Source organism: Lysinibacillus sp. NPDC059133, from assembly GCF_042755925.1.
In the GTDB taxonomy this organism is placed as follows: Bacteria; Bacillota; Bacilli; order Bacillales_A; family Planococcaceae; genus Lysinibacillus.
The window spans coordinates 38,152-57,335 of record NZ_JBHZDH010000029.1 but is presented as its reverse complement, the minus strand read 5'-3'; the positions used below and the strand labels follow the sequence as shown (position 1 = coordinate 57,335).

The 19,184-nt window shown below is 37.4% G+C and carries 15 protein-coding genes, 1 pseudogene and 1 other annotated feature; of the genes and pseudogenes, 11 read left to right on the top strand and 5 right to left on the bottom strand.

Annotated features, from left to right (window positions below; all coding sequences use genetic code 11):
* Window positions 1-166 precede the first annotated feature (166 nt).
* Both ACFXN8_RS15740 and ileS read left to right on the top strand, forming a co-directional pair.
* Window positions 167-412 (top strand): annotated as a pseudogene (locus tag ACFXN8_RS15740) (DUF2785 domain-containing protein); the annotation flags it as partial.
* Between the two features lie 193 nt (window positions 413-605).
* Window positions 606-845, top strand: a binding site (T-box leader).
* Window positions 846-903: 58 nt separating this feature from the next.
* Window positions 904-3,993 carry an isoleucine--tRNA ligase gene (gene ileS / locus ACFXN8_RS15735; protein WP_386846377.1) on the top strand — a complete coding sequence of 1,030 codons (3,090 nt, stop codon included), beginning with the start codon at window positions 904-906 and terminating at the stop codon, window positions 3,991-3,993.
* A gap of 686 nt (window positions 3,994-4,679) precedes the next feature.
* On the opposite strand, the gene ACFXN8_RS15730 is transcribed toward ileS, so the two are convergent.
* The 3 genes from ACFXN8_RS15730 to ACFXN8_RS15720 all read right to left on the bottom strand — a co-directional run bounded on the left by ACFXN8_RS15730 (window position 4,680) and on the right by ACFXN8_RS15720 (window position 6,887).
* Window positions 4,680-4,799, bottom strand: coding sequence for a YjcZ family sporulation protein (locus ACFXN8_RS15730; RefSeq protein WP_376070593.1), 120 nt, complete (start codon window positions 4,797-4,799; stop codon window positions 4,680-4,682).
* Window positions 4,800-5,634: 835 nt separating this feature from the next.
* On the bottom strand, window positions 5,635-5,958 hold the full coding sequence (locus ACFXN8_RS15725) for a hypothetical protein (RefSeq protein ID WP_386846374.1): 324 nt from the start codon (window positions 5,956-5,958) through the stop codon (window positions 5,635-5,637).
* A 326-nt stretch (window positions 5,959-6,284) separates the two neighbouring features.
* The gene (locus ACFXN8_RS15720; protein WP_386846372.1) at window positions 6,285-6,887 is read right to left on the bottom strand and encodes a LysE/ArgO family amino acid transporter; all 603 of its coding nucleotides are present in this window, start codon (window positions 6,885-6,887) and stop codon (window positions 6,285-6,287) included.
* A gap of 303 nt (window positions 6,888-7,190) precedes the next feature.
* Here ACFXN8_RS15720 and ACFXN8_RS15715 point away from each other — a divergent pair, with 303 nt between their 5' ends.
* Window positions 7,191-8,618, top strand: a complete 1,428-nt coding sequence (locus ACFXN8_RS15715) for an aminotransferase-like domain-containing protein (protein ID WP_386846370.1) — start codon at window positions 7,191-7,193, stop codon at window positions 8,616-8,618.
* A 262-nt stretch (window positions 8,619-8,880) separates the two neighbouring features.
* On the opposite strand, the gene ACFXN8_RS15710 is transcribed toward ACFXN8_RS15715, so the two are convergent.
* A complete protein-coding gene (locus tag ACFXN8_RS15710) occupies window positions 8,881-9,369 on the bottom strand; it encodes a 3-isopropylmalate dehydratase small subunit (RefSeq protein WP_386846368.1) in 489 nt (162 codons plus the stop codon).
* 5 nt (window positions 9,370-9,374) lie between these two features.
* A complete protein-coding gene (locus ACFXN8_RS15705; protein WP_386846366.1) occupies window positions 9,375-10,613 on the bottom strand; it encodes a 3-isopropylmalate dehydratase large subunit in 1,239 nt (412 codons plus the stop codon).
* A gap of 455 nt (window positions 10,614-11,068) precedes the next feature.
* Here ACFXN8_RS15705 and ACFXN8_RS15700 point away from each other — a divergent pair, with 455 nt between their 5' ends.
* The 8 genes from ACFXN8_RS15700 (at window position 11,069) to ACFXN8_RS15665 (ending at window position 19,162) form a co-directional block, all read left to right on the top strand.
* On the top strand, window positions 11,069-12,457 hold the full coding sequence (locus ACFXN8_RS15700; RefSeq protein ID WP_386846364.1) for an FAD-dependent oxidoreductase: 1,389 nt from the start codon (window positions 11,069-11,071) through the stop codon (window positions 12,455-12,457).
* Complete coding sequence (locus tag ACFXN8_RS15695) at window positions 12,454-13,137, top strand: isochorismatase family protein (protein WP_386846362.1); 684 nt, start codon at window positions 12,454-12,456, stop codon at window positions 13,135-13,137. The genes ACFXN8_RS15700 and ACFXN8_RS15695 overlap by 4 nt, the downstream gene beginning before the upstream one ends.
* A 23-nt stretch (window positions 13,138-13,160) precedes the next feature.
* Complete coding sequence (locus ACFXN8_RS15690) at window positions 13,161-14,540, top strand: dihydroorotase (RefSeq protein ID WP_386846360.1); 1,380 nt, start codon at window positions 13,161-13,163, stop codon at window positions 14,538-14,540.
* Window positions 14,541-14,570: 30 nt separating this feature from the next.
* Window positions 14,571-15,791 (top strand): ABC transporter substrate-binding protein, encoded by a 1,221-nt coding sequence (locus ACFXN8_RS15685; RefSeq protein WP_386846358.1) that lies wholly within the window; start codon window positions 14,571-14,573, stop codon window positions 15,789-15,791.
* 100 nt (window positions 15,792-15,891) lie between these two features.
* Window positions 15,892-16,764: a branched-chain amino acid ABC transporter permease gene (locus ACFXN8_RS15680; RefSeq protein WP_386846356.1), complete on the top strand. Its 873-nt coding sequence runs from the start codon at window positions 15,892-15,894 to the stop codon at window positions 16,762-16,764.
* Complete coding sequence (locus ACFXN8_RS15675) at window positions 16,761-17,750, top strand: branched-chain amino acid ABC transporter permease (protein ID WP_386846354.1); 990 nt, start codon at window positions 16,761-16,763, stop codon at window positions 17,748-17,750. The genes ACFXN8_RS15680 and ACFXN8_RS15675 overlap by 4 nt, the downstream gene beginning before the upstream one ends.
* Window positions 17,731-18,459 carry an ABC transporter ATP-binding protein gene (locus tag ACFXN8_RS15670; protein WP_386846352.1) on the top strand — a complete coding sequence of 243 codons (729 nt, stop codon included), beginning with the start codon at window positions 17,731-17,733 and terminating at the stop codon, window positions 18,457-18,459. Before ACFXN8_RS15675 ends, ACFXN8_RS15670 begins: the two co-directional genes overlap by 20 nt.
* Entirely contained in the window at window positions 18,452-19,162 is a 711-nt protein-coding gene (locus tag ACFXN8_RS15665) for an ABC transporter ATP-binding protein (RefSeq protein WP_386846350.1), read from the top strand. The genes ACFXN8_RS15670 and ACFXN8_RS15665 overlap by 8 nt, the downstream gene beginning before the upstream one ends.
* Window positions 19,163-19,184: the final 22 nt, after the last annotated feature.

Here is a 19,184-nt window from a genome sequence, read left to right as displayed (position 1 = left end):
AACACAACATCGGTTGTGTAAATAAGAAAGTCTTATGGAACAGAAGATAAATCAAAGATGTTGTACACAGGACATGGCAACACCATCTGTGGAGAACTTTGTAACGCTTCTCTTAAGTATATAAGAACCCCACTGCTTTAGCTGTGGGAGTAGTCAGAATGAGGATGAACGGATTTTAGTACCTATTTTCACAATGCTTGAGCATGGTTTAGAGGAGCAAGAGATCATTAAATTACTGCAAGAATTACCTGCTACTTTAAAAGTGAAAAAAGAACAGCTTGATGTACAGCATCACAGAATTTTACTTTTTAACTGTAAATCCTTTGTGAAAAGCTTTTATATTAAAACAAATGGGAAGCCTAAGTTCACAGCTCTTCATAAAAGCATCGAAGCATGTCTCGATGAATTATAGGGAAATTGGTTCATCCCCAAAAGTTGGGGTAATATTTTATTAAAATGAATGCCATGTATAAGCGTTGAATAGAATGTAGACTCACCGCTTACAGGAAAGCGCCCAGTCTGAACGGGAATTAACAAAATATTAGTATTTTGTAATTATTGACAGACGAAAATTAGTTTGTTAAGATGAGTGACAATAAAAGCATACAAATTCGTTGATGAGAAAGAGTAGTGTTTCATTTTGTTCTACAGAGAGCCGACATATTGGTGGAAGTCGGTGTGCAAGTGTTACATGAAGATCCTCTCTGAGAAGATTGGCTGAACATAGTAAGCTAATTCGGGTGTCTACCGTTAAAAAGAACACGTATGATTGTACGTTGCTGAGTGCTATTGAACGATGTTTCAATAGAATTAGGGTGGTATTCGCGGTTAACCCCGTCCCTTACTTGGGACGGGGTTTTTGTATGCCTTTTATACAAAATTAATTGTATAGGAGGAACTAATATGCAAGCAGAACAAAAAAAGGAAACAACGGTTGAACGAGAAACACGGATTCGAGCATTGTGGGAGAAAGAAGGCACGTTTGCAACATCCGTGACAAATCGTATTGGACAGCAGCCTTTTGTATTTTATGAAGGACCGCCAACAGCAAATGGATTACCACACGTAGGTCACGCATTTGGCAGAACGATTAAAGATGTCGTGGCTCGTTATAAAACAATGCAAGGCTATTTAGTTGAACGTAAAGCAGGCTGGGATACACATGGCTTGCCTGTAGAGTTGGGCGTAGAAAAAAAGCTAGGTATTTCTGGCAAGCAAGAAATTGAGAAATATGGTGTTGAACAATTTATTCAAGAGTGTAAGGGAAGTGTCTTTACTTATGAGAAGAAATGGCGCACCTTTACAGAGCAGCTAGGCTATTGGATTGACATGGATGACCCCTATTTAACACTAAGCAATGATTACATTGAGTCCGTTTGGAATATTTTAAGCCATGTGCACAAGGAACAGCTTTTGTATAAGGGGCACCGCGTTTCGCCCTATTGCCCTAGTTGTCAAACATCATTAAGTTCCCATGAGGTTGCGCAGGGCTATAAGGATGTCAAAGATTTATCTGTAACGGCAATGTTTAAGCTGAAGGACAAAGATGAGTATTTTCTTGGCTGGACAACGACTCCATGGACATTACCTGCCAATGTTGCCTTGGCAATGAATCCTAAGCTCGTGTATGTTCGAGTGAAGCAGCACGATAAAGTATATATCTTGGCAAAATCATTAGTGGAAAAGGTTTTTACTGAACCCGTTGAAATATTAAGTGAGCATAATGGGCATGAATTTGAAGGTGTATCATATATTCCTCCATTTTCTTATATCACAGTTGATAAGGGCCATGTTGTTGTGCTAGCGGATTACGTCACTGAGCATAGTGGAACTGGAATTGTTCATATCGCGCCTGCCTATGGGGAGGACGATTATAAAACGGTTCAGCAAAATGGGCTATCGTTTGTCAATGTTGTTGATTTGAAAGGCTGTTATACAGAAGAGGTTCCAAAGCTTGTCGGTAAATTTGTGAAAGATTGCGATGTCGACATTATTAAAATGCTCGCTAAAGATGAGCTATTGTTTGATAAGGAAAAATATGAGCATAGCTATCCTCATTGCTGGCGCTGCGATTCACCATTGCTTTATTATGCGACTGACAGTTGGTTTATCAACATGTCTGCATTGAAAGATAAGCTTTTACAAAATAATGAACAAGTAACTTGGTATCCTGATCATATTAAACACGGTAGATTTGGTAATTTCTTAGAAAACCTAGTGGACTGGAATATTAGCCGTAATCGCTATTGGGGTACACCGCTCAATGTGTGGGTTTGTAAGGATTGTGGTCACGAAGAGGCACCAAATAGTATTGTTGCCTTAAAAAAGTTAGCAAAGGGTACTTTATCTGACATCGAACTTCACAAGCCTTATATTGATGAGGTTATGTGTACTTGTCCAACATGTAATGGCGATATGGATCGTACACCTGAAGTCATTGATGTATGGTTTGATAGTGGTTCAATGCCATTTGCTCAGCAACATTATCCTTTTGAAAATCTTGATACGTTTAACAATCAATTCCCAGCTGATATTGTCATCGAAGGCATCGACCAGACACGAGGCTTTTTCTATAGTTTATTAGCAGTTTCGACTTTATTCACAGGAAAGGCACCTTACAAAAATGTCCTTTCCTTAGGGCATGTTTTAGATGAGCATGGGCAGAAAATGTCGAAAAGCAAAGGAAATGCATTAGAGCCAGTTGAACTGATAGAGCAGTACGGAGCGGATGCGTTGCGATGGGCATTTTTAGTCGACAGTTCACCATGGAATCCTAAACGTTTTTCAAAAAAAATAGTGATGGACGCGAAATCAAAACTAGTCGATACACTAGATAATACATTCAAATTTTATCAACTATATGCAGAAATAGATGATTTCCAGTACGATGCTAACAAGACTGGCACTCGCACAAAACTAGATCATTGGATATTGTCTCGATTACATCATACAATTCAGCTTGTGACTAAATCTATGGACGATTATCAATTTACACAAGCAACACGTGAAATCGGTAAGCTTGTGGAGGAGCTAAGTAACTGGTATATCCGTCGCTCACGAGCAAGATTTTGGGCTAACGGATTGTCAGAAGATAAACGAGGTGCCTACAGTACACTGTATGAGCTACTAACGACAATTTGTCAATTACTAGCACCTTTCACGCCATTTATCGCAGATGATTTATATCGACAATTATGCGGAAAAAGCGTTCATTTGCAAAACTACCCAACATTCAATGAAACGCTTGTTAATACAAAGCTTGAAAAAGAGATGGCAAATATTTTAACAATTGTAGAGCTAGGTCGCAGCATCCGTAATAGTCAAGGTATCAAAGTTAAGCAACCTTTAAGTGAAATGATTGTCTCTGTTGACAGTGAACTAACAGATTATCAACCATATAGCGAGCTTGTGAAAGATGAATTAAACATAAAAGAATGCCTTTGGACAAATGATTTCTCTGCATATGAAACGGTTCATTATAAACTTAATTTTAAAACAGCAGGTGCAGCATTTGGAGCAAAAGTGAACAGAGTAAAAGATTACGTAGTGAATTTAAATGATGAGGAGAAAAATTTATTACAACAAACAGGTTCAGTTGCGTTAACGATTGATGGGGAACAGCTAACATTGTTAAAAGCGCACGTGTTAACTGAATCCGTTGTAAAGGACCAGTACATCTTAGTCGAAGAAGCTTCTTGTCGAGTCCTTTTGAATGTTCAGCTGACAACTAGCTTACTTGAGGAAGGGCAAATTAGGGAACTAATTCGCACAATTCAAGATACACGTAAAAAATGGCAACTTCCTGTTGAGCAGTATGTATCGATTTCGATTGCTGGAAGTGCCAAGGCAACAACTATTATCCAGCAGCATGAAGCGTTACTAAAGGCAAATGTGTTGTTAAATGATATTCATTATATGAGTGACGATCATGGTGAACGATATATAGAGACAGAAGTGTTTGATGAAAAAATTTCTGTTTATTTTAAGCTGTAAAATCTTTAATGCTCAGGTATACCCGGGAACTGATCGGGTCGACAGAAGAAGTGATCAGGTAAGCCCGGGAACTGATCGGGTCGACAGAAGAAGTGATCAGGTAAGCCCGGAAACTGCTCGGGTAGACAAAAAAGTGATCAGGTAAGCCCCGAAACTGCTCAGGAGTCGCCAGAAAAAAAGCACAGGTACCAGTATTTCATTAAAAGTCAAGAGTTAAAGTAATGCACTTAATATTTCAGGATCCTATAAACAATGTGCAACATAATAATATGCTATTTTTAAGCTGAACTAATTTTGATATTAGTTCAGTTTTTATTTGTGTTTAAAGATATAGTTTGAGTATATTTAATAAAAGTATAGTATCTGTAAATTTTTTTATCCGTTATTCAACTCCCATGAAAGAACTTAATCAACTTTCATTTACTGTGGTGAAGAGCTGATTTTTGCGCTTCATGGATGGCTAACGGAGCAGATATATCAAAGGGCAATATTAAATTACATCACTATATTGAGTGAATATCTGAAAAAAATGTGCAGTAAGTGAGGTGTGAACTAAATATGTATATGAGGAAAGAAACTATAAAAAGGGCCACTCGGTGGAAAGTGACCCTAAACCAAAAAATCAGAAGGGAGGTGCCTAGCTATTATTATTTATTGACCATCATAGCTATCAACAGATGTTTTTGTTAATACGAACTATTCATGAAACTAGCACCGACAATAATTAGAAGAATGAACAGTACAACGATTAAAGCGAATGGGTTTCGTTCGCGACGCTCTTCGCGAAATTCTCCGCAGTATTCCATAAAATATCCCTCCTTTCTATAATCTATAATATGTATAGTAGTAAAAATGAAGGTGGCATTAATCTAATCAATATTTTCTTTTGCAAATTTTATAATCATATTACGTATTTTGAGGGATAAACGATAAAAATGCGAAATAGGAGGTTTCCGCTTTTGAAGAAAAGACAGAAAAGGAACGATTAAAGGAATATTTAATAGCGCTTGCTAATGATGGCAGAGAGTTCAAATCTAAAGAAGCGAAAGAAAAATGAGTAAAAGATACGTATGCTGGTTTAGGAACAGCTTATACAAAGTATTATTTGAAAGGTTATTTTGAATCACCCTATACTTAAAAGATTATATTAATACTGAACTGAAACACCTACACATAATGAACTCGCAGAAGAACTTGATGAAATCGCAAAAGAGATTTTGGAAATAATCTAAAAAAATATCCCTTATTCAACCAAAGGGTACGATCGTTTAAGATAAACAGTCGCTTTTTATGCTAACAGGGCAGTTTATTTCAAGAAGGAATGGGTTAATATTTACGGAATATGTAATAAAGGATGCGAAGAAAATGCTAAAGCAAGAAGAAAAGATTAACGAGATTATTTATAATAACACTACTATAACGGAAGGTATAGGCATTTCCCGACGATTTCAGGGTTAAATGGTATATTTGATGAGATTATTAGTTCTGATTCAACCACGGATTACATAAGGATTACACCGTTCTATATAAATGAAAAATTGGATTTGCAAATCGAGTTCGAGGAATTTATGTTTTACATTGAATGTAGAGATTGGTTTGACGAAAAAATTCAAGAGAAGCACATCTTAGAATGTCTTGACCCTATTGATACACCATATAGTCAATTATTATTGAAAGTGTTGTCCATTGGATAACGGTATTAAGCATAAATTCTTTTACATTGTCCGTATCAAGCCCTTTACTATATAGCCATAGAAAAATTGGAAATATTAAAACATTGTAAAGAACCTGATAGGGCCTAGATTTAACATAAACTGGTGATTTTAAAAAAGTGGTTCCTGCCTGTTTCGCATTTTGAACACCATAAAATTTATTGGCGATTAACATATGTATAAATACTACTAATGTTGCGACTGAATAAGCAAGCAACATCCATAATAAAGACATACCTAAATTATTAAACAATTAACTTCACCAAACTTTCGTAATCTAACAAATTACACCAATACCGATATACATTATCCTATAAAATCAAGTGATTATAAATGGAATATTCTAAAAATAGACACTGTTACTTCGATTTCTTAACTAAGTGGTACGAACTTTAATAAGGAAAATCATTTATTCAACAAACACAACTAAAAGCTGAACTAATATCAAAATTAGGTCAGCTTAAAAATAGCATATTATAATGTTGCACATTGTATATAGGATCCTGGAATATTAAGTGCATTACTTTAACTCTTGTCTTTTAATAAACCAGTATTCTGAGCGTTTTTTATGTAAATAGATTACACTAAACCACTAAGAAGATAGAGAGCGGTTGCCCAAATAAAAATCGCTGAGCATTTATTAAAAATATTCATAAGCTTTCCAGAGCTATCAAGTCTTTTCAAGGATGCTCCAGCAATGATAAGGCCGAAAAACCACAACCAAGAAATCAAAACACATGCAGCAGTGAACAATATTTGCTCTGTGCCACTATATTTTAAAGCACTCGTTCCAATAACGCCTATTGTGTCTAGAATGGCATGTGGATTTAAGAGAGAGACAGACAGTGCGAATAAAATTTGTTTTTTTACAGGTAGTGCTTCGTTATTATCGGCAGTTGCCGGATTTGAACGCCAAATTGAATAGCCCATATAAAGAAGGAAAAGTATACCGACACTCATTAAGGCGATCCGTAACCACTCAAATTGCAACACGATTATAGATAAACCAAATACCGCAAGTAGGATTAGAAGCGTATCACAAATTGCAGCTGTTATGCCTGCAGGTAAGGCACGAACTAGATGTGGCTGTGTTGCACCTTGAGAAAAGACAAAGACATTTTGTACGCCTAAAGGTAAAATAAGTCCAAATGCTAAAATCATTCCATGAAGAAATGCTTCCAATGTTATTCCCTCCTTTCACTAACTATTCTAGATGTGTTATAACTAAAAGAAAACGACCAATTGGATGGTTTTTTATCCATCCAATGTTAACTTCTTTCAGCGGGTACATAAACACCCGCTGAAAGAAGTTAAAGCTTCCGGCGGATGTCACGGAATCGGAAAGGAGTTCAAGAGGATGTTAGCCTAAAATCATCGCATCCATGCGATAACGGCTAACTGACCTGCGTCGTGCAGGCCTAAGCACAAAGCCGATTCCGGACGCAATTATGCCGAGGCATAATTGATATGTTTGGGGTGATACAAATGAACTGGCAGCCAAATAGACAAGGTGAAATGACATTACAGCAACAAATTGTGACTTGGATTACTGAGCATATAGAACGGGGAGATTGGGTGGCAGGAACAAAGCTACCGACACAAAGACAGCTTGCTTTGCAGTTCGGGGTAAATCGGAGTACAGTTCAGCTGGCGTTAGAAGAGTTAAAAGCAGCAGGAATATTGGAATCGAAGGTAGGCTCAGGTATTTATGTAGCTCCAAATTCCTGGTATTCATTAATTACACAAACACAGCCAAATTGGCAAACCTATATTGATACAAGCCTTCATAAGCCAAATTATCATACCATTCAATTAATCAATGAATACGAGCAACGCGATGATATCATTCGATTAGGTACCGGGGAGCTAGCACCAACTTTATTGCCCACTGCTGAAATTGAAGCGTCATTAAAAGAGCTTTCTTTGCAACCGAAAGCTTTAGGCTATTCATCACCGCAGGGTAGTGACGGACTCAGAGAGGCGATTTGCGAATATGTGGAAAAAAGAGGGATCCATGCAAAGCCTCAAAATGTATGTATTGTATCTGGTGCACTTCAGGCATTGCAGCTCATTGCTGTTGGGCTACTTGAGCAAGGTTCTATCGTATTCCAGGAACAAACATCTTATTTAAATTCAGTCCATCCATTCCAGTCTGTAGGCATGCAAATGCTGTCTATCCATCGAGATGAACAGCTTGTACAAACATTGGCTCAACGAAAAAGAAAAAGGCAGGCTGTATTTTATGCTGTCCCTACGTTAAATAATCCGACTGGTGGGGTGTGGACTACGCTTGAAAAAAAGCAGCTTTACGAAGCTTGTAAAGCGTCTCGCATTCCCATCATTGAGGATGACGTCTATCATGAATTGCTCTTTGAAGCGGCAACACCCCCAATAAAATCAATGGATGAAAGCGGGCAAGTCCTTTACATTGGGAGTGTTTCGAAAACATTAAGTCCTGGGCTTAGAATTGGTTGGTTAATCGGTCCAACAACCGTCATTGAGCGGTTGGCGGATATAAAAATGCAAACAGATTACGGTTCAAGCGCCATTTCACAGGAAATTGTACTGCATTGGTTGCAATCTGGTAAGTATGAGAAGCATATTAAGAGTTTGCGGAAAGAATTATTACTGAGAGCCAATTTTGTTGAGGGTATATTACAGGAGAACTTTACGGGAATCGCCAGTTGGGAAAAGCCGAAAGGGGGTTTTTATATTTGGCTAAAGTTTCATGAGCCAATCGTTGATAAAGAGTTATTTACTAAGCTATTGCATCGACAAGTTCTCATTAATCCTGGCTATATTTATGACCCGCAAGATACCCAGCATATTCGATTGTCATATGCCTATGCAAGCTATGAAGAATTGGAAATTGGACTAAAAATATTATACGAATGTGTTTTGAAGCGGTTGTAAATTCTAGGGGTGAAACACAAGATAATAAAAAGCCTTTCTTTTGATTTAGCTTTGTTCAAAAGAGAGGCTTTGTTTTTATGCTGGAATCAGTTAAAACATCCAGTTACTATTAAATAGCCTTTATCATTTTAATTTGATTGAAATGAAGATCATAACTGTTGTAGCAATCTGTACATTAACTTTTATAATACGACTTTTCACCATCAGCAATATTGTCTGCAGCGAGTTTTGTTTATGCTTCAAGGGCAGGGGAAATGCTCCGTCATAACTTATATGTTTTATGCTTAGCTAAATAATTTACTAAGCCATTATTATTCAAAATATCAACCATTACTTCGGGCATCTTTGTCCCTGTATAAGATTGTCCATTTACTGTAACAATGCCTGAAATTAGATCTGCCTCAACGATGTCACCTGGCTGAATATGATAATCTTTCAGTTCGATGATGGGTAAGCCAATGTTTATGGCATTTCTAAAGAAAATACGGGCAAAGGATTTTGCAATGATCAATGAAACACCAGCCTTTTTTAATGCAAGTGGTGCTTGCTCGCGTGATGAACCACAACCAAAGTTTTCTCCTGCAACAACAATATCACCCTCTGCTACTTTTTTACTGAACTCTGGATCTAAATCTTCCAGTACATGATCAGCTAGTGATTGTAAATTTAATGTTTTTGTATATTTCCCTGGAATAATACGATCTGTATCGATATTATCGCCATAAACATGGGATTTTCCAATAATTTTCATGGTGTTCACCCCTCGTATATTAGTTGCGGATTTTTAATTTTGCCATGCAATGCAGCTGTTGCTACAAATGCAGGGGATCCAAGGTATATATTTGACTCACGATTGCCCATCCGCCCTTGAAAATTACGATTTGTTGATGAAACAATAACTTCATTATTTCCCGGAACTCCTAAATGCGTGCCTACACATGGGCCGCATCCTGATGGCAAGAATGTGGCACCGGCATTTGTTAGAATTTCTACTGTGCCATCTTTTACAGCATCTAAAAAAACTTTACGTGAGGCTGGGGCAATAATTAGACGTACGCTTGGATGAATATGCTTGCCTTTTAATATATTAGCAGCCGCTTGTAAGTCTTCTAAACGGCCATTTGTACAGCTTCCGATAAATGCTTGGTTAATTTCGATTTCTTCAATTTCATCGATTGATTTAACATTATCAGGAGAATGTGGTACAGCAACTTGACTTGTAATTTGGCTTGCATCAATGTCAATTACACACTTGTATGTTGCATTTTCATCAGGCAAAACGTGTTCAAAAGCATAGGGTAGCTGTAACCCAGTTGTATGAATAAAACCAGCCTTTGCGCCCATCTCAATTGACATACTCGCAATTGTCATTCTGCTATCTAATGATAAACCGACAATTGTGGAGCCAGCATACTCAATGGCATCATATGTCGCCCCTTGTATTCCCACGATCCCAACAACATACAGTACGATATCCTTTGCTGATACGCCAGGTTGTAACGACCCATTGATGTTAATAAGAATGGTTTCCGGTACTTTAATCCAAGTTTGACCTGTTAACATTGCTCCGGCTAAGTCCGTTGAACCTACCCCTGTAGAAAATGCTCCGATCGCCCCATATGTACAAGTATGAGAATCGGCACCAAGAATTAATTGACCAGGCTTGGCATGTTCATTTTCAATCATCAATTGATGGCAAATTCCGTCTCCTACATCGTAAAGTTTAACATTATGCTCATTGGCGAATTCACGCATCATATCATGCAGTGAAGCAATACGTTGATTTGGTGCAGGTGAAGCATGATCAATTACTAATGCCATTTTAGAGGCATCGAATATTTGAACTCCCCCCATATTTTTGAATGCATTGATGGCTAAGGGTGCAGTTGTATCTGATGCCATTAAAAAATCCACATTTACAACTGTGAGTTCGCTAGCAAAGACTACTTTATTTGCGTGAAGCGATACAATTTTCTCAATAATTGTTTGTTTCAAAAAAAGTACCTCCTATTCATCGTTCCACTATATGAAACGCGTTTCCTATTTTGGTTTCCTAAATAGAATTTAAATGCAACAATAGATGTTTGTCAATGAATTTTTAAAAAATTCAGATAAACAGGAAAAGGTGATTTTTGTAGTGAAATAGTGTGTGAAGTAGAAAAAATAAAAAAGCTTGAAAAAAGTTTAAGGAGGAATTATGGTGGAAATAAGAAAAAATAAACGCGTTTCACAATGTGGAACGTAAAATTGGCTATGTATGATGGATTCAATATAGCAAACAAATATATTGAGGGCGCAAACAGGTGATAAAATTACTGAATTTTTAGATAAATAGGTTATTCAGAAAGCTGAATGGCATTTACGTGTAGTTTTTAATGAGGGGGGTGTGCAGCAATTAAGCATTAAATTTTTTATTTAGAGAAAGTTCGAATGATAGGGAGTGAGTTTCCATGGAATGGGATTCAGAAGTAGATGTAATCATCGCGGGTGGAGGTGGAGGCGGTTTGATCGCTGCACTAACATGTGCACAAGCGGGGTTAGAAATAGCATTATTTGAAAAAACAAAGCATTTACTTGGCAATACTGCGGCAAGTGCTGGCATGATTCCGGCTTGTAGTACGGAGTTTCAACGTCAATTAGGCATTGATGATTCTGTTGAAAAAATGACAGCAGATATTTTGATGAAAAACCATAATGAAAGTGATCCAGCTCTGGTGAGGGCTTTAGCAACAGTATCAGGGGAGATGGTGGAATGGATAAATGACTCTTTGCAAATCGAAATGTCTGTCGTTTTGGAATTTAAATATCCTGGTCACAGTGCACTGCGCATGCACGCGCCACCAAGCCGTTCAGGATTAGAGTTAATGAAGAAGCTTAAGAGAAATGTTAATAGACTTGAAAATATTTATCTGCTCCTTCAATCATCTTTGGAGAAACTCATTCAAGATGATAACGGCCATGTGATAGGCATTGAAGTGTCCTCATCAGAAGGCACTCAATACATTAAAGGAAAAAAAGTTGTCATTGCTACAAATGGTTTTGGTGGTAATAAAGAGCTTGTAAAGCAGCATATCCCAGAAATTGCTGTTGCAGCATATTTTGGCTATGAGGCGAACACAGGAGAAGGAATGGAAGCAGGGATTGCCGCAGGTGCTGCTACTAAGAGTTTAACTGCTTATCAAGGTCATGCGGGGATCAATGAAAATACGGGTCTTCTTGTAACCTGGGGTACGATCATGATGGGGGGATTTTATATTAATAGATTAGGTGAACGATTTGCTAATGAAACACAGGGCTATTCAGAGTTTACATGTGAAGTATTAAAGCAACCGGAACAATACGGCTACATTATTTATGATGAGCGCATTCATAGGAACCTTTTACCCATTGAAGATTATAAGCAATTAGCGGAGATGGAAGCGTATAAAACAGCTGAAACTGTTGAAGCTTTAGCACAGGAAATTCAAGTTGATGTCGAACGACTATCGTTTACATTTATGAATTATCGACATCAACAAGATGGACAAGCAGATGCTTTTGGGCGCAAAGTTTTTGATGAAAATCTTGAAGCACCATTTTATGCAATTAAAGTCATTCCAGCATTATTTCATACACAAGGAGGGTTACTCATTAATCAACATGCACAGGTCCTGGATACAAATGGATGTGTAATTCCAAATGTTTATGCTGTTGGAGGCAGTGCTGTCGGTATTTCAGGCAATCATGCTTTTGGTTATTTGTCGGGCAATGGATTGCTTACAGCATTAGGATTCGGGCGCATTGCTGGGCTACATATTGTGGAGTCATTAACTGAAGAGAAAAGGAGGGCAATATTATGACAAGAATTTGGGAGTCTGCATTAACAGAGATTGATAAGATTGTTATTAAAAAAGGGGGCTATGGACAAAGTCGCGGATTAGGAAAAAAGCCTATTCTTATCATCATTGATGCACAACACAATTACATTGGTGCCGACGTACCGATTGAAGATCAATTAGATAAATGGCCAAGTGGAGGCGGCGATGTTGCGTGGAAGGGAATTCGTAAAATTGAGCAATTAAAAGCGCTAGCAGATTCTCAGGGAATTCCTGTGTTATATACACGTAATGTACAGAAGAAAACGATTCAATTTGATTCATTTTCGACAAAGGCGAAGAGAGACCAAACAAAATATTTAGATGGTAATCCTGCATCGGAAATCGTTGAGTGCTTAAAGCCAACTGATCGTGATATCGTGGTGGATAAAAGCTATGCAAGTGCTTTCTTTGGCACACCTATTATTAGCTACTTAGTTAAATTGCAAATTGATACATTAATTATTGTAGGGGGTTCAACTAGTGGGTGTGTTCGTACAACTGCGGTTGATGCAGTGACGTATAACTTCAATGTTGCAATTGTAGAAGATGCTGTATTTGATCGAATTGAAATTTCACATAAAGCAGCTTTACTGGACTTATGGATGAAATATTGTGATGTTGTGCCATCAACATATATCGAGTCTTATATGAAAAGCGTTTAAAAAGTGACGAAAGGGGTGAAGTAATGTTTGATTTATTAATTAAAAACGGTGAAGTTGTCTTTCCACGCGTTGGTGTGAGAAAAGCGAATATCGGTGTGAAAGATGAAAAAATTGTTGCCATTCTAGATTCCAAAGAAGTTACAGAAGCATTAGAGGTCATAGATGCAACAGGGCTTCATATTTTTCCAGGAGTTATCGACGCCCATCAACACTTAGGAATTTACAATTCAATAGAAGAAGATTTTTTAGACACGAAGCAACACGCTATTTCTGGTATTACAACGGTCGTTAACTTTGACCGTCAGCCAGTAAGTTATTTAGAGTGGTTTCCAAACGTGAAAAAAGACGTCGGAAAATGGACGTACATTGATTTCACATATAGTTTGGGTATTTTGAAAGAACAGCACTTAGATGAATTAGAAGAACTAGTAGACAGGGAAGGCATTACATCCTTTAAATTCTTCCGCAATTATGAGCGTCAGTTAAACGATAAGTTCAACATTACAGATGGTATAGATTTATCAGCCTATGATTTAGGTCGTATTTTGGCGAAGTTCAATGAAGTATCACCGAAGCTATTATTGGCTATACATTGCGAAAACATGGATATAAATCGTAAATTAACAACACAACTTCAAGCGGGTGGTGAAAATGAAGGGCTATCAACATGGAGCAAGACAAGCCCTGGGTATGCAGAAGCAGAATCTTTACTCAGTTCACTTTATTTGAACAAAGTTTATGATGGGAATCTATATATTGTGCACTTAACTTCGGGTGATAGTGTTGAGGTGCTGGAACAGTCAAAGTGGCTAACCGAGGGCAATGTCAAGGTAGAAACTTGCCCACACTATTTATTACTTCACGATGAGCATGAAGTAGGCATTAAAGCGAAAGTAGGACCGCCAATTCATAAACGAGGTGACGGTGAAAAACTATGGGATGGTATTCGAAAAGGGCTTATTAATGCTATTGGGACTGATCATGTGCCGAGTAGTTTAGAAAAAAAACTAGGTGAATCTGGTGATACGTGGGAGACGTTATTTGGCTTCCCAAGTACAGGTGGTTTATTACCATTAATGCTAACAGAGGGTTATGTTAAACGAGATATTCCGTTAGAGCGTATTGCTGATATTATGTCATTATCAATAGCGGAATCTTACAATCTTCCTTCGAAGGGACGTATTGAAATTGGGGCGGATGCTGATTTTGCGATTGTCGATCTTCATACGAAAAAAGTATTGGTGGCGAAAGATATTTCTGAAAATTGCGACTTTTCATTATATGACGGATGGGAGTTAGTTGGTTGGCCAGCTTTTACAGTAAGTAGAGGAGAAATTATTGTAGTTAATGGTAAGACTACCAAAGAAAATGGAAGAGGTAAATTTGTGCATCGATCAATATAAATCTTTTAAAAATGAGAGGAGTAGTGTTATATGAAAAAGTGGTTAGCTGTGTTCATGCTAAGTTTCTTAACTATTGTTTTAGTAGCTTGTAACAGTGACGCTTCAACATCAGGTGATAGTAGTAAAGGAGAATCGATTAAAATTGGTTCACTTCATCCATTGAGCGGAGGCTTAGCACTGGAGGGGCAAGAAATGAAAGATGCAGTGAAATTAGCAATTAAAGAAAAAAACGATGCAGGCGGTATCCAATCATTGGGGAATAAAACAATTGAATTAATAGAGGCAGATCATGAAGGTTCACCAGAAAAAGGGGTTTCGGAAGTACAAAAACTTGATCGTGCAGGTGTAGTAGGCATTGTTGGTGCTTACTCAAGTGGTGTAGCGTTACCAGCCACTCAAGAAGCAGAGCGTTCACGCTTGCCATTTATCGTAGATATTGGTGCAGCGGATGAAATAACAGAACGTGGTTTCAAGTATACTTTCCGTTTACAACCAGCAGCAAGTTCATTTTCCAAAGATTTTTTAGAGTACTTTAAAGATTTAAATGAAAATGCAACAGAAAAGCTATCTACTGCTGTCATCGTACATGAAGATAGTGTATTCGGAACTAGTATTGCAAAGGTCATCAAGGACAACGCTGCAAACTATGGTTTAGAAATTTTAGAGGTTTTACCACACGCTTCTTCAACAGCTGATTTATCATCGACAATCAATAAAATTTCTGCAAGTAAACCAGATATCGTTTTGACAACAACTTATCTTCGTGATGGCGTCATGTTGGTAGAAGGTATTCAAAATTCTAGCTACACACCTCGTGCAATTATTGGGGTAGCTAACGGTGCATTTAGTAATGCGAAATTTATCACGGACTATCAATCTATTAACAATTTATTAATGGATGTTAATTATACAATTAATCCACATAGTGATCTAGCAAAGGATGTAAAAGCAAAATATAAAGAAGCATATGGTCGTGAAATGGGACCAAACGCAGCGTACTCTTTTATGGCGACAACAGTATTACTTGATGCTATTGAACGTGCGGGATCAACAGATCGAGAAGCAATCCGAAAAGCATTAACAGAAACAAACTTAGAAGATCATATTTTGCCTCAAGAAGCAATTCAGTTTGATAACAAGGGTCAAAATATAAATGCAAAAGCAGTATTAAACCAAATTATTGATGGCGCAACAAAGGTAGTTGGACCAGCTGAGTACTTAGAAGTTAAACCAGTATATCCAAGTAAATAGTAACCAGTGTTCGATATGGCGTACGCTTGTAAACAACAACTCGAGAAAAGCGTTCGCCCTTTTATTTAGGGATGAATTGAACAAAAGGGGGGAATGTAGCATGAGTGCAGACTTGTTTTTTCAATCATTGATTGATGGCATTTTAATGGGAGGGATTTACGGGCTTGTAGCAATAGGTTTAACGCTGATTTTCGGCGTTATGAAAATCATCAACTTTGCACAAGGCGCTTTGATGATGGTTGGAATGTATGTAACATATTGGTGCTTTGATTTAATGGGATTAAATCCATATCTATCATTACCATTAAGCGCGATTGCATTATTTTTTATTGGGGCTGGATTACAACGTGGTGTACTTCAACGTATGGCAGATGCTCCAGACCACAATCAGTTATTAGTTACGCTCGGGATTTCATTATTTATTGAAAACTTAGCGTTAGTTATATTTAAGCCTGATTTCCGAAGTGTAACTGTTGATGGACTACCTGCAACAATTTCTCTTTTTAATTTAAATATTCATACGACAAAGTTCATTGCCTTTATTTGCACAGCATTTTTAGCAGTCGGTCTTTTCTTTTTCTTAAAAAAGACATTTATTGGGCGTGCAATTCGTGCAACGTCAATTAACGGCCAGGGTGCATCACTTGTTGGGGTTAATATTAAGCGCATAAATTATATTGCTTTTGGTATTGGTGCAGCATTAGCGGGGGTTGCGGGTACATTAATTACACCATTCTTCTACACATCACCGACAGTAGGAGCTAGCTTTATATTAAAAGCTTTCGTAGTTGTGGTGTTAGGGGGATTAGGTAATTTCTTAGGCGCTTTAATAGGTGGAATTTTAATAGGAGTCAGTGAGGCATTAGGTGGCGTATTATTACCGGGTAGTTTAAAGGATTTAATGACATACCTAATCTTTATTCTCATTCTATTACTGAAGCCGAATGGTCTGTTTGGAGGTAAAGTGCGATGAAAAAACCATATATTTTATACTCGATTGCCGTTATGGGTATTGCTCTTTTTCCACTTTTTACTGACAACCAATACTTCATTCATTTGGGAATTTTGATTTTGTACTATGCTTTAGTGAGTCAGGCATGGAATATTTTAAGTGGCTATGCAGGGCAATTTTCATTCGGTCATGCCATATTCTTTGGAACAGGTGCATACGCATCGGCAATTTTACTAATAAAGTATAATATTTCGCCTTGGATTGGAATGGTTATAGGTGCAATTGTGGCAATATTAATTGCTTTATTAATTGGCTTCCTATCGTTTCGGTATAAGCTACGTGGCGCATATTTCTCGTTAGGGACACTTGCATTTGCTGAAATTTTACGAATCACCGTACAAAATATGGATTTCTTCAATAAAACTATGGGGATCTTATTACCAATCGGGAGTAATCCGCTTATGTTCCAATTTGAATCTCGTATGACGTATTACTACGTGATTTTAGTTTTAACGATTTTCGTAACACTCTTAACTTATTTCATCGGTAAATCACGTTTAGGCTTCAATTTGATTGCCATTCGTGAAAACGAAGATGCAGCCCAATCACTGGGGGTAAATACCTTTAAAAATAAAATGTTGGCAATAGCAATTAGTGGTGCACTTACGTCAGTGGGCGGTACATTCTATGCGCAATATCTATTGTACATAGACCCACCAACAACATTTGGAAACGATGTATCCGTATCTATTATTCTACCAGCCATTTTAGGAGGGATGGGAACTATATTAGGACCATTCATGGGTGCATTAATTATCGTACCGCTTGGTGAATTAACATCTCACTTTTTTGGTGGCTTTGCTGGGGTTCATTTGATGGTATACGGTTTAATTTTAGTATTAGTAATTTTATATCTACCAGAAGGTTTAGTTGGTTGGTTCCAAGAAAAAATACGTTTACGAAAATTAAAGAAGGAGGGGAAAGTGAATGACATTGCTAAAGCTTGAAAATGTTGAAAAAAGGTTCTCAGGCTTAGTAGCCGTCAATAATGTTAGTTTGCAACTAAATGAAGGCGAAATCCTTGGTTTAATAGGTCCCAATGGCGCTGGTAAAACTACGCTTTTCCATTCTATTTGTGGCTACCATACACCTACAAAGGGAATAATATTATTAAATGTTGAGTCTATTCATGGTTTAAAACCGGAGTATATGTGTGAGCGAGGTATTGCACGGACGTTCCAAATTGTACAACCATTCGGTAACTTAACTTTACTAGAAAATGTAATTGTAGGTGCCTTTAATAAGGTGGGCACATACAAAGAAGCAAGTGAAGTTGCAGTGCAGCAGCTTGAATATATGGGCATGGCACATAAAGCATATGATCGCATGAAGGATTTAACATTTGCTGAACAAAAGAAGGTTGAGGTAGCTCGCGCATTAGCAACAAAGCCTAAGATATTGTTCCTAGATGAAGTTATGTCTGGGCTAAATCCAACGGAAGTAAATGAGTTTATAGACCTAATCAAAGATATTCGTAATAGCGGTGTGACGATTTTCTTTATTGAGCATTTAATGTCAGCTGTTATGGCATTATCAGATCGAGTAGTCGTTATGCACCTTGGAGAAAAAATTGCAGAGGGTGCACCAAAAGAAGTAACGAAAGATCCACGTGTTGTTGAAGCATATTTAGGTGGGGAGGTTGTTACTGATGCTTAAAGTTGAAAATTTAAACGCGGGATATGGCAATTTGAATATTTTACGTAATTTAAGTTTTGAGATCCATCAGGGTGAAATTGTAAGTATTTTAGGAACAAATGGAGCGGGGAAGACAACAACATTACGTGCCATTTCAGGTTTGATCCCAGTGAAGTCGGGAGTCATCCATTTTGATAATCAAATTCTTAATAAAAAATCAGCTGAATATATTGTCAAAGCTGGTTTAGTACAGGTTCCAGAAGATCGAAAGCTATTCTCAGATATGACAGTGCTGGAAAATTTAGAAATGGGCGCTTATACTAGGAAAGCACGTACCAATTTAAAAAAGAATTTGGAATATTGTTATGAGTTGTTTCCAATTTTAGAAGAACGAACAACTCAAATTGCTGGTACAATGAGTGGTGGACAACAGCAAATGCTAGCAATTGGTCGCGCTTTAATGGCTGAACCTAAGTTATTGATTTTGGATGAGCCTTCTATTGGATTATCACCTTTATTAACAAAACAAGTTTTTGATATTATTTCAGAAATTAAAAAGAATGGTGTTACGATTTTGTTAGTTGAACAAAACATAAATCAGGCATTGCAACTTGCTAATCGTGGCTATGTTATTGAAAACGGTGAAGTAGTAATGAGTGGAACTGCACAAGAACTTCTAAATGACGAAATGCTAAAAGTATCTTATTTAGGTATTACAAAATAAAACTCTCCAATAAGAGTAGGTG